The sequence below is a fragment of the Paenibacillus sp. 32O-W genome (genome assembly GCF_007679495.1).
GTDB classification, from domain to species: domain Bacteria; phylum Bacillota; class Bacilli; order Paenibacillales; family NBRC-103111; genus Paenibacillus_L; species Paenibacillus_L residui.
Genome location: NZ_VEGP01000007.1, coordinates 46,910 through 68,749, shown reverse-complemented (window position 1 = coordinate 68,749; position 21,840 = coordinate 46,910). Strand labels below are relative to the sequence as shown.

Here is a 21,840-nt window from a genome sequence, read left to right as displayed (position 1 = left end):
TGAAACCATCCAAATAATTCCGCAGTATATATAAAGAAAGATGTACACCGGCAAAGATTAGCTGAATTGTTATTACATATTCGGAAGGAGAGTAACCGCCTATGGAAGCTCTGTCAAAAGCGATTAAATACGTACTCCGCGGTATTGTCTTTGCTGTTTATTTTCCATTCTACCTGTTGATTCGCCTGATTAGCGCTGTTATAGACGTTCTTTCTCCTTCCATAGAATGGCTGTTCAACAAAATCATCATCCCGTTCGTGCTGGCACTCATCAAGTATATTATCGTGCCTGTGTTTGAGGCTGCCTCAGGTCCGCTTGAATGGCTATGGAAGCACGCCATTAAACCGACTCTAATATTTTTGTGGAAGTATGTCCTGTACCCTGTCATGTATTACGGCATATATCGTACGCTATTTATATTATGGAACCATGGTTTACGCTGGTTCTGGCGGGAAGTTCTGCTTCCGGTGCTGCGCTATAGCGGCATTGCAGTAGCATGGCTGTTTCGCGTGCTTGGGCGGTTATGGATGCACATCATATATTATCCGTTGAGATGGGGGTGGAGACATGTAGTGTCTCCGGCGATCCATTGGATGACGCGTGAAATTATAAAACCATTGCTGCAATGGTTCCGCAATCTGTTTGATGCGAAGTGACCGTATCGAATAAGGAACGGTCACCTGGATCGGTTTGGACCGGCTCCCACAGGCCGACACTTATGCTCCGCCCAGTGTAAATTTTAGTAATCTGCTTAGGGCCGCAGGCAGTACGCTAACATGGTTTTCATCAGCGAATTTCACCATTTCCGAATGAAATCCGCAGGCAGCAAGAGGCTCTAGGCTCTCCGCCAGTTGTTCCGCATCCTTGACCATGTAGTCCAGTTCATCGGCTCCTATCGTTATCAACAGGCGCGGGTAGATACGAGCTTCGGCCAGCGTCGTCTCGAACTTTATTTTCTCCTGCAGAATCGCCCGGTTGTTCCACCAAATCGAGGGGCTGCCGGCAATATAATGCTGGAACAATTGCGGGCGGCTGAATAAGGCATGGAGAACTAACAATCCCCCGAGCGAATGTCCAAAAATCGCTTGCCGCTCGCGATCAACCGGATATTGTCCGAAAATCTTCGGCATTAATTCCGCTTCCATAAAGTCGAGGAAAGCATCCGCCCCTCCAAGATCGGGCCATTCCCACCCGTTCGGCCGTTCCGGCAAGTGTTCCGCTTGAGCCGGCGTCGTAAAGTCATAATAGCGCCTGTTCCGGTCAAACGGCTCTCTGGACGGGTAGCAGATCCCGACGATCATGGCCGGATCAAAACCATGAGGTTTACGGGTTTGCAAACGAGCCGCTTCAACCAAGGTTCCGAATACCGCGTCTCCGTCCAGAGCATAAATTACAGGATAACCACGCTCGGGAGGATCTTCACCGGGTACTGCAATCAGAATCCTGTATTCCAATTGTTTATGGCTGGAGCAGAGAACTTGTTCAACACATCCGGGCATGCAGTATTTTTCTGTTCTGTCCATGTTCATGGCGACAACACCCTTACAACATCCTCTACGACTTTCTCATATGCAATCAGGCCGCTTCCAAGCCAGTATTCATCGTTTACTTCGTACACATGGCCTCGCTGAACGGCTGGAACGCTCTTCCAGATGCTGCTTTCCGTCATCTCCTTCATCCGTTCCGTCCCTTGTCCATAAGCATTGATGACGAAAATATAATCCGCATCCAATTCCGGAAGAATTTCCAACGAGAAATTCAAGCTGTTCTCGTTCTCCGTCAGCTTGGTCATGTCAATGCCCAAATGCCGATTAATGACATACCCGCAAAAGTAATTCCCGCCCATCAAACTCACGCCTCTATTGGCAAACCGGATGATCGCCACCTTCTTGTCTGCTGCGTTCTTCTCGATAGCCGCTTTGGCGTCCTCGACTTTCCGGCGATAATTGTCCAGTGCTTGCTTGGCCTCATCGGTCTTGCCTAACAGTTCTCCCAATATTTCGAGTGATTTCTCGACATCACCCGCTGCGTTGCTGAACACATAGGTTGGCGCGATCTTGGAATAATTCTCATAAACGCCGTTATCCGCATAATTCGCCGTATGCAGAATGATCAGGTCGGGGTTATACGACAGCAGCACCTCCGAGGACGGCAGCCCGCCTGAAAAATCAAGCTTTGGAATGTCCTGCAGTTCGTTCTGCAAATAACGATGACCCTGGTTTCCGTTCGACCATTGCGCAACAGGTTTAACGCCAAGGCTTAGCAACGCATCTTCCATATATGGAGCAAACACTCTGACGGGCGGTTTCGGCAGAATCACCTCATGTCCTAATTCATCGGTAAATACCCGTTCTGCGGAAACGGCAGCTTCGGGATTCTTTGCCGCAACCGTTGGATTCGCTTTTGAACCGCTCATATCCGTTTGATTGGAACCGCATGCGGCTAGCAGACTCATGCTCAGCAGCACACTGATTCCAAATCGTCCCCTTGTCGAACGAATTTTGTACAGCATTCATAAATCTCCTCTCAATGATAATCATTCTCAATATGGGAGATTATATATGATGCTCATCGAAGTCTCCATGGACTTTCGCCACATCCGTTTTGGATTTTTGCCAGTGAAGAAAAGCAAAATCTCATCCAACATCCGGTCGATAGCCGTTGCCGAATATTCAAACCACGGATCGGAAGGAATGGTATAAACATGTCCGCGATTCACCGCCTTAAGCTTGCACCATGCTTCGTTATGCTGAAGCGACAGCCAATAAGCCCGTGATACAGGTTCGGGACAGACTGCGACCAGAATACGATCCGGATCAAGCCGGTCCAGTTGTTCGATCGTTAATTCTGTATTATATAAAGCTTCCGCTGGATAAGCAGGCGTCACCTTCAAATCGTAATACAATAAATCATGGATTCCCTGATTGCAATATATGTACAGGACTTCGCCGCAAAGACGCAGCACTACAAATGAATCCGTATCGAGAACGGGGGCAAGCTGTTTTCGCGCGAATTGCACTTTTTGCTCATAGCTTTGAATCCAGGCCTTGCATTGCTCCTCCCTCCCAAGAAACAACGCAATCTGATGAAGCTGCTCCCGCCAATTCAGCGGTGGACAGGGAAGGAAAAGCGCCGGAGCCGTATCTTCAAGCTTCCGTCGTACATGTTCCGATAGATGCACATCCCCGACAATGGCATCAGGCCGCGACCTGACCCATTGACGCCAATCAGCTTCCCGGAGGCCGTCATATTCCAGACATACTTCAATTTGTGAACGATAAGCATAGTAGTAATAAGGCGTCCACTTCGAATTTAAGGGAGCCGACACCGGAATGATCTTCAAAGCAAGTAATTGTCCGATAACCGACGGGGAGCATGCAGCAACCCGTATCTTTCGTTTCTTGACAAATTCGGACGGGGAAATCCCCACTTCTTTCTTAAACTTCCGGCTAAAGTAGAATTCATCGCTGTAACCTACCTTATGGGCGATCTCACGCATCCGATATTCCGATTCGAGCAAATATCGTTTGGCCCGATTGATTCTCAGGTCCGTCAAGTAATCCATGGCACTTTGGCCAAAGGTCTTTTTGAATGCATACACAAAATATTTTGGACTCAGATTGGCCATATGAGCCAATTGCGCAATGGACAGAGGCTCATGATAATGATTCTCCATATACTCTCGAATCTGCTGCAAGTTCATCCCGGAGGGTCGATCTGACGATGTGACAGAGCTGCGGTCATCTGCACCCATGAAATTTATTCCCCCTTTAGACCAGTACTAGGCGGAAGTATTCATCATTATTCCGAACAGTAGTTAATTCTCTAGACTCCATAATCTTAATTGATAACGATTATCATTGTCAATTGAGATTGGCCGGATCGATGAGCAAACGGGGACAATGCCGCTGCACTAGATAACGGACCAGTCATATAGTGATTCAAAAGCAAAAGCCACAGATCACAGCGTGAAAATAACGCTGCGTCCATGGCTTTTATTACGAAACATAAATTAGCATAAATCGTGGCGCGGCAGAATTTGTCATGGAATGCCCTATCCTCATCCAAAGTCAATATCATGGAAGTCAGGCCGGATGCCATCGAATTCTGAGCTCGCGCGGGAAATCATATTTTACCGCCTCGGCGGCAAAACTACGGCTCCATTCGCCTTGCCGTCAATGCCGAGAATTTCGATTTCATCAAGGAAGACCCAGACGTTGACCGGGAATTCGACCTTGACGTAGCGTGCGTACACTTTATCGGCTCCCGCTTTCCCCGGCACATTGCCGGACCAAAATCCGTTCGTCCAATCGTTGTTCTCGATTTGCCGGTAAACCCCGTTTTGGCTGACATGGGGGAATCGGTCCCCGAACCGGTCGATGTTGTTTAACGTCTTGGCGACGGCGTCTTCAATCGCTTTTTTCCACACCATAACAAGCTCCCTTCGCTTTCTTACATTGCTTTCTACCCATTTTAGCGAAATAAGGAGAGCGGTGCGGGTTCAAATTTTAGCTGAAGTGTGCAATATTTTTACCCTATTTCAAAAACGCCTATTTTATCGAAACCAAATCAAATCCTATCCGTAGAAGTATTCCAGGGGAAAAAGTGCTTACATAATACGGCCCCGGAAACGAGGATTTTTACTTATGAGTTCCAAACGAATTGTGATCGTCTGTACGATGGCTGCCGCCATCGCCATTGGCATCGTATGGAATGAGGAGAAAAGCGCTGCAGCATGCGTCGATAAATATAAAATTCTAAGCAAAATCTCCGGCGGCGACGGAACACAGCAAGACGCCGCCGTTCGAGATCCTTTGCTTCATGCGCTTGGCGCTGCGTCGGATGAGGAAGTCTACTATTCGTTATATGATGGCAAATCACTGGCTGACATCGCCGCCGCTAACAATGCCGATGTACAGAACGTCATCGATCTGCAAATCGCCGAATTGACCGAACAACTGGACGCACGTCTAGCAAACGGCAGCCTGTCTCGGGAAGCGTATCTGGCCCATAAATCGGAAGTGGCGGATATTATCGAGCGCAGCGTTTACGGCGGGAACTTATGAAATAAACTTTGAACAACGTAAAGATGTCATTATTTCGTTAGGTATGTATTTTTGATAAAGGGGGACTTCTTACCGGGGTACCCTGAACAAAGTCATTCAGGAGATGGAGGAAATGGGAGGGCAGGGACCAGCCAATGGCTTGACCTGCCAAACCCGCCTACAATTATTTTCGCAGCAAATGTTTACAAAGTGTTAGGAGCCGTGAGAACGGCAAGAAAGCTTGGGTTAACCATTCCTGGAGATATAAGCATTGTTGGTTAACTAACTGAGAACTTCTCATCCTTGAAACGCAATCGTTCGCATCCCTTTTACTCCCGGCTTTGTTCGGAAGAGGCTGCCCGCTAGCGGATACTCCTCCAGCTCTTGCTCGGACATGCCTACTCGTGCCGAAGTTATATACAACTCATCCAAATTAGGGCCGCCAAAGGTACAGGAGGTGACCAAAGGAACCGGAAGCTCAATCTGTCCAAGCTGCCTGCCGCTTCCGGGGTCCCATCTGGACACCCGGGCTCCGCCCCAATGAGCTATCCAAAGCATTCCTTCCTCGTCAATCGTCATACCGTCCGGCAAGCCCTGATCTTGTTCCAAGCGGATGACCACCCGTCTGCTGCTGATTGCTCCTGTCGCCGCCTCATAGTCAAAGGCAGCCACCTCCCTCGTTGGCGTATCAATGTAATAGAAAGTGCCCCCGTCCGGACTCCAGGCCAAGCCGTTGGAGCAGGATACGGATTCCACCATCCGCGATACATTCCAGTCTTCGTCGAGGCGATACAAGGCTCCCTGGAAGCTCTCCCCGGTTAACGACATCGTTCCGGCCCAGAATCTGCCCGCCGGATCACATTTCCCGTCGTTAAAGCGGTTGCCCGGCAGATGCTGTTCGGGATCATGAATGGCCGTCAGCTTTCCACTATCCGGATCGTAGGTATGGAACCCATGCTGAAGCGCCAGCAGCAGGCCGCCCGCCTGGCGAGGAACGAGTGCGCCGATCATCTGATTCAATGCGGTCTTATGTATCGTCTCCCTATGCGGGTCGTATTCGTAAATCGTTTGCCCGATAATATCCACCATATACAGCACTTCCCGCTGTCCATCCCATGTCGGCCCTTCCCCCAGAACCGCTTGAATACCAGCTATCGTTTCTATCACTGTCCGTCACCTCGTTAGTTTGTAGGGGTCTTCTGAACTTGAATTTGTATTTTCTAAAGGGCCACACCGATTCAGCCGGAATACCGTTATCCTTTAACGGCGCCTACCGCAATTCCTTTGACGAAAAACCTCTGAAAAGCAAGGAAAAACAGCAGCATAGGGATAAAAGTGACCGTCGCCCCGGCCATTGCCAGCCCCAAATTAATGCTCTGCGTCCCATAAGCCAGCTTCGATACCGCAAGCGGCAGGGTGAACATTTCCCTCTTGTCCGTGACGACCAGCTGCCATAAATACTCGTTCCATACCGCCACGAACGAGAAAATCCCCAGTGCGCCGATCGCCGGCTTAATTATTGGCAGCACTATGCTGATAAACGTTCGGATTTCCCCCGCTCCATCGATCCGGGCCGCTTCCAGAAGCTCGTTGGGCACGGACTGCATAAACTGCTTAACCAGAAATACCCCGAACGGATAAGCGATAAACGGTACGATCAGACCGGCATAAGTGTTGATCCATTTCAAGTCGGCGATTAGCAGGTAGAGCGGAATCAACAGAACCTGATGCGGCAGCATCATCGTGATCAGCATCAGCCAAAACAACTGCTTCTTCCCGGGAAACTGCTTCTTGCCAAAAGCATACCCCGCCGTCGTACTGGTAAGAATAGCCCCGATCGACGCACAGCCGGCAACAAAAATGCTGTTGAACAACCAGCGGAAGGCCGGATTATTTGTAAACAATTGATTATAGTTGGCCAGCGTCGGTGACTTCGGGAACCATTCCGGAGGTATCTTCATCGTGTCTGACAAAATTTTAAAAGAGCCGGTCAGCATCCAATACAGCGGCATTAGGGAAAATAGGGCGAGAACAATCACGACCGCCAACCCCAATATACTCCAGCCTTTTTCTGGCGCACTCATTTTGCGGTAATTCATCTTAACGGGCCCTCCTTTTCCATCAGCGGTCTTATCAGAAGTCAAAACTCCGTGTCCTGTCCGAGCAAGCGGAAGTTAAACCAGGCCAGGAAGCTGACAATGACCAGCATAACCACACCAAGCGCGGAGGCGTAACCGAAATTAAAAAAATCGAATGCCGTCTGATAAATGCGGTAAACAATCGTCTGCGTCCCGTTGGCCGGCCCCCCGTTGGTAAGGAGCATGATAACGACAAATACCTGGAAAACGGCTATCGTCTGCGTCACCATAACAAACAGCGTTGTCGGCTTTAATAGAGGAAGCGTAATCCGGAAAAACCGCTGACGGCTGTTTGCCCCATCTATCATTGCCGCTTCCTGCAAATCTTGGGGGATTCCCCCTAAGGCAGCCAGAAACAGAATGATAGGCTGGCCAAGCACCAGGGTAATAACAACTATAATAATCGAAACGAGCGCTTTGCCGGGGGTTCCCAGCCATGCAACCGGCTCCAGTCCTATCAGACCGATTAAATAGTTAAAAAGCCCGTAAGTGGGATTATAAATCCAAAGCCAAACCATGGAGAGGACTACTCCGCTCGCTACAACTGGCATGTAGAAAGACATCCGGAAGAAGGTCTGGACATGTTTGTTTAACGGATGAACCACTACGGCTACCAGGATAGAAATAACGACTACGGCCGGAACAACGCCCAGTGTAATAAGCAGCGTATTGACTAACGCTTTCCAGAAGGCGTCGTCATGATAGAGGGCAACATAATGCTGCAGTCCAACGAATTTCCTTGTGTTCAGCTTAACGTCATATAAGCTGAAGCCTACTCCTTGAATCAAAGGCAACAATGTAAAGATGACAAAAAAGAAGTAAGCCGGAAGGAGAAAAAAATATGCCCATCTAGCCTGTATGATTCTTCTGATCAACCTTAATGCCCTCCTTCCTATTCTATCCCCTAAGCACTCGAAACCTTAAGACAGGGGTAAGGAATGCCCTTCACCCAGGCATTCCACACTTTTCCCCATGTTATTTCGCCAGTATTTTATTGACTGCCCGCTCATAATCCTCCAGCGCTTGAGCAGGTGTTTTCTGCTTTAATAGAACCGCTTGAATTTCCGGCTGCAATAGAACGCGGAATTCCGCATATTTCGGATGAGTCACGCCCATATCCTCCAGCCCTCGTTCTTCAATGATTTTCTGCAGCACCCTATAGTTCGCGTCATCCTTCATAGGGACTCCGGCCGATTTCTTCACCGGGAATTGTCCAGCGCTCTTCGCATATACCTGCTGATGCTCCGTATTGTTCAGGTATAACAGGAATTCGATAACCCATTTCAATTTATACTCGTCATCTTGCTTGAATACAGCGAATCCGGTAGGTCCTACAGGAACCCCATTGCTGACTCCTTCGTCATTAGGCTGGTGGACCATGACCAGATCGTGCTCCCCGTTCGTCTTGCCTTCTTCTTTGGCGGCATTCAGCCTCGCCCAGACGGCCAAAGTATCGCTAACCGAGCCCAACTGCCCCTGCCACATCAGCGTATCTATTTCCCCGGCTTGAGTCGTAACGGCACTCGGCTGCAGCTTGCCTTCATCGTTCAGCTTGACCAGATATTCCAGCGCCTTGACAGCTTCCGGGCTGTTTAACGCTGTCTTGCTGTAATCGCCGTCCTTGAACAGCTTGGCTCCGAAGCCCCAGAGAAGGTTCAGGATGCCTTGGTCGCCCTGAGGAACCGCAATCTGTACGGCATAAGGGAAGACTTTATTCTTCTCGGCAATCGCTTGGATCGCCTCATCGAACTGCTCTATCGTCCAGTAAGGGTTTTCAGGTGTCGGCAGGAGATTCTCCTTGCCCTTCTTCGACCATAATTCCTTGTTGACGACAAGGCCTGCCGCCCACGCATAGGCTGGGAGCGCATGAAGGTGCCCATCGATGGTATACAAATCCAGGTAATCCTGAATATAATCATCCAGCTCCTCCTTAGGCAGCAAGTCTTCTAAATTCTCCAGCACCCCTTCATAGGCGTATTGTGCAGTTCTTCCAAGGTAATCACGTAAAATATCCGGAGGTGTTCCGCCAGCAATAGCTACAGGCACTTTCTTTGGAAGATCATCCCATGTAAGCGTTTGAATATCGATGGTTACGTGAGGGTGAAGATCCATAAATTTTTGCGCTTGAATCTTCTCGTAGTCGCCGTAATTTTTAGTCTCATCTTCCATTCCCTCAATTAATTGGAAACGCGGGTCAATCCAATAAGTGATTGTGACCGGCTTTTCTTTGGAGTCCCCATCTCCCCCGGCATTCCCCTCTGATCCGGTGCCCTTTCCCTGCTGACCGGAGCAAGCCGTGGCCATTAATAAGATCGCGAGCAGTCCGCTCATAATCGGTAGGCGAAACCTTCTCATCCATCTCCCCCCAAAAGTCATAATAATTAATGTATAGAAACAGGCGAACCTGCAGCTATAAAAGGAACACCGGGCCGATCCGTTGTTGGAGGACTAAAGATGCCATTGTCGTTCGTATCACAATGAGAGACATAGTCTCTTTTATTACTTATATTCTATTATAGACCCTAATTAGTGTCAAGCACGGAATGAAATCGCCTTCATGCCGCATCCGGGTCGGTAAGGAAGTCGTAAAGACGAGCAAAAGTGCATTAAAATCCGCCCCTTTCCCCAAAAAAGAGCGAAGGACGCTCAAATGTGCAGGTCTTTTTGACAAAATGGGGCCATTCCGCAAAAATCGCTCCAAAGACCTGCATTATCGTTTTAGAATTAGGCATTTCGCGATTTTTTCCAAAAAAGACCTGCACTATCGCTCTAGAATTAGGCATCGTGCGTCTTTTTCCAAAAAAGACCTGCTGTATTGATTGTCTTTTACATAATCCGGTGGATGACCTGAATAAGCTCTTAAAGCTTATACTTTCTTATATTTAGAAAAAAAGCCGGGTTCCTTGTGGGAACTCCGGCTTGTTGTTCATATCCTTGTGGTGCTGCAATTCCTATCTTGCTCCAAAATACCCCAGCCTGCGGGACAATTGTGCGGCGAGGCCCTTAATTTTGATCCCGATTTCATGGATCTGCTCATACGAGACGTTATAGCCGCTGACGCTGATTGCCGCAATGACATCGCCTCCACGGTCACATACCGGTGCGGATGCGCATCTCACACCCACTACCGCTTCCTCGTTATCAATCGCATAACCGTTCTGTCTTACCCTCTCCAGCTCTTCCAAGTACTCCTCTACCGATCCGATCGTAGTGCTTGTCAGCTTCTCGAAGCTGCAGTTTTCCAACAGCTTCCTGGTCTTTTCCTCCGGCAGCCAGGCAGTCAAGGATTTGCCCAAGGCGGTATTATAGATCTGCTTCCTTTGTCCGACGGCTCCAAATAAATACTTGAAGTGATCCGGTTCCACGTTCACCATATACAGCACGGAGTCTCTGTCAAGGATGGCCAGGTGCGCAGTCATGCCTATTTCCTCGACCACCTGCATTAGTATCTGCTTGCCCTCATCTACCAGGGAAGTGGAGCCTGTAAATACGGAGCCGAGCTCAAATGCCTTCGGGCCTACCATATATTTGTCGGTATCCCGAACCTGTTCCAAATAACCATGTGCCTGCAGGGTCAGCATTAAACGGTGAACGACGCTCTTGTGCAGCCCGAGCCGCTTGGCGATTTCCGTTACCCCCATAGGGCGCCTTTCCTCTATAAAGCTTTGCAGAATTGTCAACGACCTGTCCACGGACTGGATCAGGAAATAGGGGGAATCTTTCGATTTGATGGATGAGTCACTCATGACAAGTCACCTGCTCCCGCTGTATTTAAAGATAAGTTCAGTAAGGCCCCAGTGTAGTGTAAGCTGTGCAATATACAATAGCTTCATGACATACAATAAAAATCCGCAGAAACGGTTAATAAAAGTATACACAAACCAAAGAAAAAAAGAAATACGCTGTCTCGTTTCTTCGACAGTGGCGAGTTTTATATGTTAGCGGGGCGCCCACAAATGGGGGGTGATGACTGCATCATCTATATTTGCAAAACGGTTCAAGATCTCTTCCCTAAGCTCTTCAGGCAATGGCGGTCCGGCCATCAGCCGCAGGTTCTCCCTAATCTGCCCCTCTGTCTCCGCACCAATAATGAGGCTGTCTGCGCTGCCGCAATCCCTGACGAAGGAAACCGCCATCTGGGGCAGCGGAAACCTGTACTTCCCGGCCAGGTCGTGAAGCTCCATCAACGGCGACTTTGCCTTGGCCATCGTTTTCCCAAGCTCATTCGGCTGCATAAGGATAAGACCCTGCAGGAAAACACTGCGCACAAACACCAGCTTTCCCCTCTCCTTCAGTTTCCGCAGCCAGCCATTGCGCAAGGGGCGGTGGTCAAGCAAATTCATAGGCAGCTGGACCGCTTCATAAAGATCGTTAAGCAAACGGCTGCCGATCAGCGAATACTCTTCCTCGGTGTTATATGCAACGGAAATGCCGGCACGCTCGATTAAGCCTTCCTTACGCAGGGATCGCAAGCCGGCCTCAATAGCGTCCCCGTGCTCCTTCAAAACATCGGTATTATGCAGCATTAACAGCGGAATGGAGGACACACCCAGCAGTTTCAAGGAATCGATGGCCTCCTTACGCATGTTCTGCTCCAGCTTATCGGGATCAATCCTCCCGCCGACTCCCGTCTTCAGCTTGGTAATAATGAAGGGACTCTTGCCTCGGCTGAACCGGCCAAGCAGCGCTTCCGCGCGGCCGTACCCCGCAGCAGTATCGAATGAAGTTATGCCCTCGCTCCAGGCCAGCTCCAGAAGCCGCAGCCCCTGTTCCTCCGTAAGCATGCCTTCCCGGTTGTTAATGCCATATGGAATCCCCAATTGCACCGTACCCAAAGTAAGCTTCGATATCTTCCGTTCAGCAGTTGGTCTCATCATTATGCTCCCCTCTACGCTTCACTCAACAACCGTCGAGCTAGAAATTCGCTGTCTTTTTGCCACACAAAATGCAGGGCCATTGTCTTCCTAAATATTTAGGGGGGCAATGGCCCTGTCTGACTAGAGGACGATTAGAGGCAGCCTATTCATGGTTTATATAAAAGCCGGCCTAACGGGGAACTCCTCTTCCCCTGCCCCATAGTTGTATAACTACGAATCTTTACAAGGAGTGTTAGTATTCTTCATAGAGCCTCAATTCGTTCAGCTGAGGCCAGCCCTCGGATCTTGTTATTTCCACCTTAACGTACTTGGCCGCTTGAACAGTGTCGAAATGATGGATTTCCATACTGTCGCTGTTGTGCCTTGCCCCGGTGTAGGAAATGACCGGTGTCCATGTCGTACCGTCTACGGATAGAGATACGATAGCGTCCTCCGCATACTCTCTGGGCTTCAAATTGACCCCGATGGCACTAAGCTCCCTCACAGTATCCAATTCAACGGTATAGTATGCCGGTGGCGGTGTAGGTGAATTTCGCGTGGCGGAATCCCAATAATCCAGACTGCCGTCCAGCGGTCCGGTAATGCCCACCCTGCCCGATGTATAAGTCATATCGGTATCAATTTGAATTTGGCCGTTATTGTATAGCGACAGCAGATCGATCTGGGATAACGCAGGCTCACCGTACAAAGCTATTTCGCTCAGAACCGCTTGCCCGGACGCTTTCGTAATTCTTACCCTAACTTCCTTGGCCAGAAGCCCCGGATCATATTCATGGATATCAAGAATCCCCTGCTCATGAACAACGTCGGTGTAAGAAAACAAGGAATGCCATTGACCCTGCGCATCTTTATATTCGACAACCGCGCTCTCCGGTCTTCCGGCTTGCGGTTTCAAGTTGATCCCGATAGCGTTAAGTTTGTAAGTTTTCGGTAAAATAAGAGTGTAGTAATAGGATTCCGGCGGCATGGGGACGCTTCCCCAGGCAGCATAATTCAAGCTAGCCACCCCATCAATGGCTCCTGTTGGTTTGACATTCACGCGGCTAGGAGTACCCGGATCCTCATAAGTCATATTGGTATCAATCTGCAGGCTTCCGCTATTATACATGGCAAGCAGCTCCATACGGTCGGTACGTTTCTCAACCGTTACATCCTCCGGGTTAAAATACTTTCCGCCTATGAAGCCCTTGGTGGAATGAGCATCGTAGAAGACAATAAAGATCCGCCCATCGGAAAGCTCAACCGCACTCGGATAAGCCATGTCCGTAGAGCCGGGGCTTTTATAAATTAGAGCATCCTCCCAGTCCTCCCAATCGGTTCCGGGCTCCATTACCCGCCCTACTACAGCTCTTCCGCTGCTGAAGTCAAATTTGCGGTCTCCCCACGTATGAAGCACAGTACCATTACTGAGCACAAGCAGATCCGAGCAGTGGGCGTACATCGTGGTTCTGACCGCGGCACTCCAAGTGTGCCCGTTATCAAAAGACTCCGATTCCCAGGCAATCCCATTGTCGCTGTCTGAATAAGTTCGGTGCATGCTTATCAGGTGCCCGCCGCCCAAATCGGCAATAACCGGTTCAACAAACCCGATAGCTGGAAACAGATTCGGCTGAGGCAAGGGTACCGGCTCGGCCATCGTCGCTTCCAACGACGGATTCCAGGTCAAGCCACCGTCCGAGCTGCGAACAACTACCGATCGGCTAACCCCTTGATCGGAGGTGTAAGAGCCATAGATAGGCAGCAGGAGCTCTCCGGTATCCAATTCAACCATTTTGGAAGAAACTGCGGCGTTTATCAGATTCGTTTGCACCTTGGTCGGCGCGCTCCAGGTCAAGCCCTCATCCGTGCTTCGGGATACGTATACTTGATTGACTCCGTTATCAGGTTTGAACCAGTTCAGAAGCAGCGTTCCGTCAGACAACAGGGTAATGGAAGGATCGCGATCATCTTCAGGCGTATCCATGATGATCCGCGGTTGAGACCAGGTCAGTCCTTCATCCGTGCTCTCTACCATAGCAATTCTGCCATTCGTGCCTTGATGAGCGGTTGCACTGTAGTAGACTACAACAAGCTTGCCGGACGGCAATTGCTCCATAGAAGGAAAATAGGTATTGTAACCATCAGCCGTCTTTGCCGCTACAATCACATCCGGCTCTGACGGATTTGGTACGGCTGCCAATGCGGCCAAGGGAATCATCAACATTAGCAAGATCATCAGCATGATCATCGGTAATTTTCTCATATGAGCATCCTCCGAATTAGATTTGGCATTCCTTGACACCATAGCGTAGGGCTTCCATTCAGCAGGTTCCGATGACTCCGCTCCGAAATCGCTTCTATTTATCCGTTAATGAATCAAGTTCATTTATTCCCTGTCGGCTCGTCCCCACCCCCCTTCGAAAGACAAGCTGTCCGGTGACAGATGCAAGTAGTGCATGTGAACATAAGTAAAGCAAATGCATTATTCTCTAAAATGAGGGCGCTGGTGAATAACAAATACGGAGTTACTTGCTATCCCAAAATTGCGAATGGACACCTAACAACGAAATCGAGACGCTACCAGGCGGTCCAACCGCCATCCACTACGATGTTGGATCCGGTTACAAAGCTGGAGGCGCCGGATGCCAAGTAGAGTACGGCTCCTACGATTTCATGCGCCTGTCCTACTCGGCCAAGCATCGTCTTGCTGTTCAGACGGGTCAGAAAAGCTTCATCCTGCTGGGTGTTGGGATTCGGGAACGGCCCTGGGGTAACACTATTCACGCGGATGCCCTTCGCAGCCAGATGAGCCGCACAATAACGGGTAAACTGGATGACGGCCGCTTTGCCGGCTCCGTAATTGGCAGGGTTGTTCGCCCCGCTGGTTCCGTAGATGGACGGGTCGGGCGAAACCATTCCATACATGGAAGCGATATTGACGATGCTTCCGCCCCCCGCAGCCTCCAAATGCGGCACAGCTTCACGGGTACAGCGGAAGCAGGTACCCACCGCCCCGTCCAATCCGTACGCCCAATCCTCGTCGGACATCTGCTCCACGGTGCCCAGCGGCCCGTAGCCGGCCCCGTAAGTGGCGCAGTTGATCAAGACATCGATGCGGCCGAACGTTTCCCTAGCTTCGTTGAACAGGCGGCGAATCGATTCGGTATCAGAGACATCACAAACCGCACTGACGATTCTCTCTCCCGTATGCTCTGCGGGCTGCAAATCAGCCGATACAACCGCAGCGCCAAAATCAGACATGGCGCGAACGATTTCTCGACCTAAATAACCGCTTCCTCCGGTTACGACAACGGTTCTGTTTTCCATGGAAAACAAGCAACTGTACATTCTTCGAGCCTCCTCGATTATCAAATCCATGCCGGTCGTTACCTTACCGGGCTGAGCTTATGCAATCCAAACCCGCTATTTGGCGGTGTAGCCGCCGTCTACGGGAAGGTTGACCCCGGTGATATAAGCCGAAGCATCCGATGCCAAAAAAACGATGCTGCCCATCAGATCGCTTTCCCCCGCCATCCTCCCGAGGAAGGTCCGTCTGCTGTAGCTTTCAATAAAAGCCGGAGGCGTACGCTCGGAGGCCATTCCTCCCGGGCTAATGCAGTTGCAGCGCACCCCGCTCTTTCCATAATAGCTGGCCGTAAAGCGGGTAAAATTAATCATGCCGCCTTTATGAAAGAAGTAGTCGGGAACAAAGCCATGGAATTCGACATCGCGGTATATTTCGGCGTCAGGCCCCACCATGCCTTGGATAGAACCTACATTAATAATAGATCCCCCTCCCTGTCGGGCCATCACATCACCAAAAGCGCGGGTCATTGCAAATAATCCCGCTGCGTTAACCTCCATGCTCTTGGTGAACGTCTCCAAGGGGTCCTGCCAAGAGCCCATCGTACGCAGCACCGCATTGTTGACGAGGATATCGATGCGTCCGTATACGTCCAGCAGCGTGTCCCTTAGGGCCAGAATAGACGGCTCCTCGGCCTGGTCCAGCTGGCGGGCGGTAACCTGCACCCCTCTAGCGGCGAAGTCTGCCTCGATCTCGGCGAGCTTGTCGCCATTGCGGGAAGTCACCTGGGTAATCGCCCCCGCCTGAGCGAGCGCGGAGGCGATTTGCCGCCCATACAAACCGCTGCCTCCGCTTACAACAGCTACTTTACCCTCGAGTGAAAAAGATGACATAACGTTCATGTTGTTCCCTCCTTCGAGCTTTCCGAGTAAATGCTGTCCGCCGGTCTTCCGCAAGAGGACAACAGCCGCTTCATAATGGCATTGTAATACTGGCTTAAAGCGACTACATCCGCCCCAATACTGATGAACCTGTAACCAAGCCCGATCAGCTCCTCGCGGTTGTCCACGGTCCCTACGGTGCCTGCGAACTTCCCGTATTTGTTGGCAAGATCGGCTATCCGCTTCCGCGTTTCCAACAGCAGGGGATGATCCATCCGGCCGGGAGCCCCGATCGATTGGCTGAAATCGCCCGGACCGAAAAAGATCATATTAACCCCGGGCAAAGCAACGATCTGCTCCAGCTCATCCAACGGCTCCACATCTTCAATCTGCAGAATCAAAAAGCGTTCTTCATTCGCCTGCTTGATGTAATCGTTAAAGTCCACGTTGCAGTATGCTCCATCCGAGTTGCCCCCGTCGACCGGCCTCATGCCAAGCGGATGGAATTTCGTGCTGCGGACCACCCGCTGCGCGTCCTCCAGGCTCATAATATGCGGCACCATAATGCCGGCCGCGTCCATTTCCAGCGGGCGGATATAGTCGCTGTAGCTTCCGCGTGCAACTCGGACAATCGTATCCGCATCGTAAGCCTTGGCGGCCAAAATTTGCTTTTCTACCGCAGACCAGTCATTGGGCACATGCTCCATATCGGTCCAGATACAATCAAAGCCCGACATAGCGGCTATTTCCGCCGAACGGGAATCGGCCAGATTAAGTTTGGTGCAATAAGCTACTTCTCCTGCATGCAGCTTTCTCAGTACTCTACTAGGCCGCATTGCGTACTTTCTTACGGACATAGCGGTTCCTCCTGATTATTGAGTTGTTATGGCTGGCAGCAAAGTATTAACTGAGGGGCCTAGAACTCCAGCTAAACGGTAAGCTGATCCGTCACAGGCTAACGTTCGACGGATCGTCAACGGCAAACAGGCGGTTGATCTGTCAACGGCTGCCCGGCCGACAACCTGATTCCCTGACAGAATTAAGCAGTTCTATCATTCTAACCCAGCAAGGGAAGGTGCTATATCCTTCACCGCAATTTCCGCTCCCTGCTGTTCGCGGCTTCGGATTCCCGCTATGACAAGCTTCATCAATTCAGCTGTCTCCGCAAACGGAAAGGGCCTTTCGCCTGTGCGCAAATAATCGATAAAAGCTTGAAGCTGGGCTTTGAACGAATAGAAAGTATCTTGAAAGGAAACATACGCATGCCCCGATGTACCGCACAGAAGCACGGGGCCGAAAGCTCCATACATATCGGCTGTAACGGAAATCACTATATCCGCCCCGCACCGGTGCTTAAGATGCACGATGTTCCTGTCCTCGGTGCCCGTATTCCGCACCGTCAAGAAACCCGGCCCCACAATAGGATAAATTCCTTCCAGCGCATGGATACCGTACCGTTCCCAAGACTTGGCCATAGCCACCGTTACATAGCGCAGCTGCCCTAAATTTGCCGTTGACAGCCGATAAGGCATATATTCCTTGCTGTACCTCATACTGCTGGAGGACAGGATTGCCCTACCCTCTCTCGCCCATTGGGCAAATATCGCTAAATCGCTTTCATTATCCACCAGCGGCTTATCCACGAACACGGGAAGACCTGCCTCCACGAAAGGCCGGCACCGCTCCACATGCTCTCCCCCTATGTCGGTTGCTATAATGACCGCATCCACCTGGCCAATAACCTGCTCCGGATAGCTTGCAATATGGGGAATTAAGGACGCCTCCGCAACAAGCCGGGCATCTTCCGGCGAATCCGTCCAAATATGAGTCACCTTAGCTCCCTTGATGCGCAAATTCTCCTTAGGCTCTTTAGCCAAATACTCCGGAATGCCGGGATAAGGACAGTTCTGCATAGCCCTCTCATTGTATCCATTGAAGATGGCGCTCCAGGAATAAGGATGCCCGTTGCCATCAACCATGCCGATCATCGCCAAACGAATAACTTCCCTCTTTACCAAAGCGTTGGTCATATTCAATCCCCCACTCTTAGTTCTCTGAAAAGTCTTGACTCGTTCGCTCTTATTTAATGGAATTCTGAAAAGGAGAATCTTGTTCGTCTCATATATAGAGACGCTATACCTATATAGGACTTTAACTCATTATATAATAGTTAGGAACAGACGTAAATGAGAAAAGCCGATTTTATCGAAACCAAATCGGATGCTTATTTAGCCCATAAATCGGAAGTGGCGAAAATTATCGCTCGCAACGTGTATGGCGGGAACTTGCCTGCGGAATCGGTTTAATGATCGAAGAAGGAAAATAAAAGAGCGAGGTTCGTGGTCGGGTACCCACAAACACTCGCTTTTTTTTGCATCGCCGTTAAGGCAAGCGAAAGCCGCCCGCCGCCAGAGTCGATTTTGACATGCAGAGAAGAATTCCTCGGCCATATACCCCTCAGCCGTTCGCGCTTCCGCGAAAGCCGGTAATTTTTACTGAATTATCGGTACGGCCGCTTTCTCTCTCGCTAAAGAGGATCATCCGAATGTTCTGCATAGGCTGGAGTAAACGATGCACTTTACTTTAGTCCTGGATATGCTGTACTACAAGATCCATTTGGGATCGTTATCCAACTTTGTGTAACCGTACATGATCTTTGAATTTCACGGCAGCTTATCCCAAAGATCTTAATACTCAACTTTCAGGTTTAATGCGATCTCGCACCGAAAGTCGAGCTATAATTTCAACCGGGAAAGATCAAGCTCCATCTCTACTAGATCCAAGCCCGGGGCAAAACCATCCGGGCAAACCCGCTTTGCGACGAACCCGAAACGTTCGAAAAAGCCGCGGCTGTACTGCGACGTTTCAATGGTTACTCTGGTAAATTTCGGCTCCGCCGCGATCCTCTTCAATCGCTCGACGAGAAGCCGCCTGCCCAGCCCGCATCGATGAAGATCCCGGCGGACCATCCCCCAACAGAGAGCGGCAACGGTCCCGTCTTCTCCTATAGCGCCATAACCGCCACTGGCGACAATCTTCCCGTTCTCATCCTCCATGACCAAATACGGCCACTTCAAATCATCCAGATCAGAAACAAAATCTTTAAGCTCCTCGGGCGCAAAATATTTCGGTACATTGCTCTCAAACAAAGCCATACATGCTTCCCGATCTTCCTGACGGTATGGACGTACATGGTATGGTCCGCCGTGACTCGAGTGGTTCATCTCTTCCTCTCCGCTTCTTTTCATTATGCATAATGCGTTTGTTCCTCTGGCTACTATTATACATGCATGGATGTTTGCAACCAATCGTCTGGAGAGTATTGTTGCCTATGTGTTATTTCCTATAGTTGGGCTGCTCTTTCCCGCCCTATGCGAGCGGGACGATAGATCAATCCTCGATCTCCCAAGCAGGATTCCAGACGATTTCCCATAAATGGCCATCGGGGTCCTGGAAGTGTCCCGAGTACCCGCCCCAGAAAGCGTCATGCGCGGGATCCGTAATGACAGCCCCTGCATTCCGGGCTTGTTCCATAATTCTGTCCACTTCTTCCTTGCTGCCTACATTATGGCCGATGGTCATTTCCGTCGGGCTCGGCGATCCCAGAGGGACCTTCGCCTCATGGGCGAGATCACGGCGGTTCCAGATGGCCAGTTTGACACCGGCCTGCAAGTCGAAAAAGGCGACCGCCCCGTGTTCAAACTCTTTGCCTATGATCCCTTGGGTCGGCAGGCCCAGTCCATCCCGATAGAATTTTAATGATCTTTCCAAATCGTCCACGCCTAATGTGAGTACGGAAATTCGAGGCTTCATTATTCTCCTCCTGTGTCGATGTTTAATCTTTTCAGCAAATCATCGCATATTTAGGTCCATAATCATTGTACAAAACGGACAATCGATTTAAATACTTGGCCTGGAGCTAATCCGTAGTAATGTTTAAACTTGTTAATTACGGTCGGGATCGGCTCCCCTTCTCACGCGATGGCTTGGACGAGCTTATCCAGCGATTGATTCATGCCGGCAACGGCATTGTCTGACATGGGCCCAAGCACTGTCCAGCCGTATTCAAACGTGCGGGTAATGACAAGGGCTTGCTGACTCTCTTTTGGATTCATTCGGGTTTCTCCTTTTCAATTTGGTTATTTGCATGTTTCTTCATTTCTTCTTTTAATACTGCATCCAAGGTATCCAGTCTTCGGCTCCAGCGCTGTCTCATCCGCTTAGACCATTCCTCGAATTGGACCATTGCTTTAGTGTTGATTCGATAGATGCGCTGCTGTGCCCGCTTTTCCACCTCTACCAAATTCGCCCCGCGAAGAATTTTCAGATGTTGGGAAATCGCCTGCGGGCTGACTTTGAATTGATCGTAAATCTCGGATGCAGATAACCCGTCATGATCAGCGAGCATCTCCAGAATCCTGCGCCGGGTCGGGTCGGCAAGTGCAGAAAATATATCGACAGGCATCGTTAGTCGTTTTCCTCCCTTCCGGTTATTTCTGACTTCATATTAAATCTTTTCCTTAATAAAGTAAATACTTAAATAAAATAAACAACAACATTTCTACGGCCAAACCGTCAATGCTGATACAGACGCGAAATTTGAAGCACTTGGCAGCGGAATTCATCAATAAACTCCGGCGGTGCCAGCACCCTTACATGAATCCCAAAGCTCAAAAGATGCTGTACGGCCTTCTCCCTCGAATAATAATAGGCCTTTATCAGCAAGGTTCCATCGGGATTCTCCGCAATATCGGCGGCTTCGAACTCTTCCCTGACCCTAGCCTTCGCCGCGGGGTTAAAGCATAGCATTACATCCACGCCATCCGGCGGCTTTATGTTGCGGTCCTTATCTATATCCTCAATGGTCAAGTTGCGGCGGACGAACCTTTCAGATAAGAGCTTCAAATTGTTCATGCGGGATAAACGAAAGACCCTGAGGGCCGAACGGATACGACAGAACCCCCATAAATACCAAGCGCTCCGCTTCAGGTACAATCCCATGGGCTCAACCGTTCGGGACGTCTCTGCTCCCCTACTATCCATGTAGTCAAATTTCACTGTATGCATCTCCCGGACAGCAAGCTGAAGAGACCGTATCTTCTCCTTGACATCCGCATTCGAAGAGTGCCGGAAATCGAGGCTGAATGAGGCAGAGGTTGTGAAATCCTCCGGGATCAAAGCCCCGATTCTTTCAAGCAGCTCGGTCAGCTCGGAGTTATCCGTTGCCGATTGAATGCCTCGCAACGAAGTATAGATCGCAACTAAATGTTCCAGCGTCAATACTTGTTTATCTATCCGGTAGCCCGGCATAATTTCATACCCTCCGTCCGGACCGGGATAGGAAGCAACAGGAATTCCAGCCTGATTAATCGCGTCGATATCCCGGTAGACAGTCCTTAAGGATACCTCGAACCTGTCCGCCAACTCGGCGGCAGTCACTCTTTTATTACTGAGCAGACACATTGTAATAGCAAGTAATCGATCCAGCTTCAAGCCAAATCCCCCCCTATCCCGATTATATCGGCAACAGACCAAAAGCACGAGCGGCCCCCCAGCCTTCCGCAACGCTCCAGACTCCCGGCGCGCGGTGTTTGGCGTCGCATGACGGTGGTCAAC

21 protein-coding genes and 1 pseudogene are annotated in these 21,840 nt (G+C 50.1%); 2 read left to right on the top strand and 20 right to left on the bottom strand.

From position 1 onward, the window contains the following. Nucleotides 1-101: 101 nt before the first annotated feature. Entirely contained in the window at nt 102-656 is a 555-nt protein-coding gene (locus FS806_RS04670) for a hypothetical protein (protein ID WP_144933456.1), read from the top strand. A 60-nt stretch (nt 657-716) separates the two neighbouring features. On the opposite strand, the gene FS806_RS04665 is transcribed toward FS806_RS04670, so the two are convergent. The 4 genes and pseudogenes from FS806_RS04665 to FS806_RS27185 form a co-directional block, all read right to left on the bottom strand. Continuing rightward, complete coding sequence (locus FS806_RS04665; protein WP_225312699.1) at nt 717-1,529, bottom strand: alpha/beta hydrolase; 813 nt, start codon at nt 1,527-1,529, stop codon at nt 717-719. Then, a complete protein-coding gene (locus FS806_RS04660; RefSeq protein ID WP_144933455.1) occupies nt 1,526-2,512 on the bottom strand; it encodes an ABC transporter substrate-binding protein in 987 nt (328 codons plus the stop codon). The genes FS806_RS04665 and FS806_RS04660 overlap by 4 nt, the downstream gene beginning before the upstream one ends. 30 nt (nt 2,513-2,542) lie before the next feature. Next, the gene (locus tag FS806_RS04655) at nt 2,543-3,754 is read right to left on the bottom strand and encodes an AraC family transcriptional regulator (protein ID WP_144933454.1); all 1,212 of its coding nucleotides are present in this window, start codon (nt 3,752-3,754) and stop codon (nt 2,543-2,545) included. A gap of 531 nt (nt 3,755-4,285) precedes the next feature. Next, nucleotides 4,286-4,429, bottom strand: a pseudogene (locus tag FS806_RS27185) (glycoside hydrolase family 88 protein); the annotation flags it as partial. Nucleotides 4,430-4,646: 217 nt separating this feature from the next. Between FS806_RS27185 and FS806_RS04645 the strand changes: the two are divergent. Continuing rightward, the gene (locus FS806_RS04645) at nt 4,647-5,066 is read left to right on the top strand and encodes a hypothetical protein (RefSeq protein ID WP_144933452.1); all 420 of its coding nucleotides are present in this window, start codon (nt 4,647-4,649) and stop codon (nt 5,064-5,066) included. A 276-nt stretch (nt 5,067-5,342) separates the two neighbouring features. On the opposite strand, the gene FS806_RS04635 is transcribed toward FS806_RS04645, so the two are convergent. From FS806_RS04635 to FS806_RS04560, 16 genes are all read right to left on the bottom strand, one after another. Further along, complete coding sequence (locus FS806_RS04635; RefSeq protein ID WP_144933511.1) at nt 5,343-6,209, bottom strand: SMP-30/gluconolactonase/LRE family protein; 867 nt, start codon at nt 6,207-6,209, stop codon at nt 5,343-5,345. 89 nt (nt 6,210-6,298) lie between these two features. Continuing rightward, nucleotides 6,299-7,144: a carbohydrate ABC transporter permease gene (locus tag FS806_RS04630; protein WP_144933450.1), complete on the bottom strand. Its 846-nt coding sequence runs from the start codon at nt 7,142-7,144 to the stop codon at nt 6,299-6,301. Nucleotides 7,145-7,185: 41 nt separating this feature from the next. Further along, entirely contained in the window at nt 7,186-8,058 is an 873-nt protein-coding gene (locus tag FS806_RS04625) for a carbohydrate ABC transporter permease (protein WP_186328204.1), read from the bottom strand. A 100-nt stretch (nt 8,059-8,158) separates the two neighbouring features. Further along, nucleotides 8,159-9,538: an ABC transporter substrate-binding protein gene (locus FS806_RS04620; protein ID WP_186328203.1), complete on the bottom strand. Its 1,380-nt coding sequence runs from the start codon at nt 9,536-9,538 to the stop codon at nt 8,159-8,161. A gap of 596 nt (nt 9,539-10,134) precedes the next feature. Then, nucleotides 10,135-10,929: an IclR family transcriptional regulator gene (locus tag FS806_RS04615; RefSeq protein WP_144933447.1), complete on the bottom strand. Its 795-nt coding sequence runs from the start codon at nt 10,927-10,929 to the stop codon at nt 10,135-10,137. Nucleotides 10,930-11,121: 192 nt separating this feature from the next. Further along, the gene (locus FS806_RS04610; protein ID WP_144933446.1) at nt 11,122-12,060 is read right to left on the bottom strand and encodes an aldo/keto reductase; all 939 of its coding nucleotides are present in this window, start codon (nt 12,058-12,060) and stop codon (nt 11,122-11,124) included. Between the two features lie 232 nt (nt 12,061-12,292). Continuing rightward, the gene (locus tag FS806_RS04605) at nt 12,293-14,302 is read right to left on the bottom strand and encodes an exo-alpha-sialidase (RefSeq protein WP_186328202.1); all 2,010 of its coding nucleotides are present in this window, start codon (nt 14,300-14,302) and stop codon (nt 12,293-12,295) included. 314 nt (nt 14,303-14,616) lie between these two features. Continuing rightward, nucleotides 14,617-15,387, bottom strand: a complete 771-nt coding sequence (locus FS806_RS04600; protein WP_144933444.1) for an SDR family oxidoreductase — start codon at nt 15,385-15,387, stop codon at nt 14,617-14,619. A gap of 75 nt (nt 15,388-15,462) precedes the next feature. Continuing rightward, entirely contained in the window at nt 15,463-16,245 is a 783-nt protein-coding gene (locus tag FS806_RS04595; protein WP_144933443.1) for an SDR family oxidoreductase, read from the bottom strand. Then, nucleotides 16,242-17,081: an HpcH/HpaI aldolase family protein gene (locus FS806_RS04590; RefSeq protein ID WP_144933442.1), complete on the bottom strand. Its 840-nt coding sequence runs from the start codon at nt 17,079-17,081 to the stop codon at nt 16,242-16,244. The genes FS806_RS04595 and FS806_RS04590 overlap by 4 nt, the downstream gene beginning before the upstream one ends. 195 nt (nt 17,082-17,276) lie before the next feature. After that, complete coding sequence (locus FS806_RS04585) at nt 17,277-18,254, bottom strand: Gfo/Idh/MocA family oxidoreductase (RefSeq protein WP_144933441.1); 978 nt, start codon at nt 18,252-18,254, stop codon at nt 17,277-17,279. Nucleotides 18,255-18,959: 705 nt separating this feature from the next. After that, nucleotides 18,960-19,472 carry a GNAT family N-acetyltransferase gene (locus FS806_RS04575; protein WP_260981976.1) on the bottom strand — a complete coding sequence of 171 codons (513 nt, stop codon included), beginning with the start codon at nt 19,470-19,472 and terminating at the stop codon, nt 18,960-18,962. A 142-nt stretch (nt 19,473-19,614) separates the two neighbouring features. Beyond that, nucleotides 19,615-20,037, bottom strand: coding sequence for a VOC family protein (locus FS806_RS04570; protein ID WP_144933439.1), 423 nt, complete (start codon nt 20,035-20,037; stop codon nt 19,615-19,617). A gap of 161 nt (nt 20,038-20,198) precedes the next feature. Next, nucleotides 20,199-20,339, bottom strand: coding sequence for a hypothetical protein (locus tag FS806_RS25630; protein WP_186328201.1), 141 nt, complete (start codon nt 20,337-20,339; stop codon nt 20,199-20,201). Beyond that, nucleotides 20,336-20,689, bottom strand: a complete 354-nt coding sequence (locus FS806_RS04565) for a metalloregulator ArsR/SmtB family transcription factor (RefSeq protein ID WP_144933438.1) — start codon at nt 20,687-20,689, stop codon at nt 20,336-20,338. Before FS806_RS04565 ends, FS806_RS25630 begins: the two co-directional genes overlap by 4 nt. A gap of 110 nt (nt 20,690-20,799) precedes the next feature. Beyond that, nucleotides 20,800-21,717 carry a helix-turn-helix transcriptional regulator gene (locus FS806_RS04560; protein WP_144933437.1) on the bottom strand — a complete coding sequence of 306 codons (918 nt, stop codon included), beginning with the start codon at nt 21,715-21,717 and terminating at the stop codon, nt 20,800-20,802. Nucleotides 21,718-21,840 lie beyond the last annotated feature (123 nt).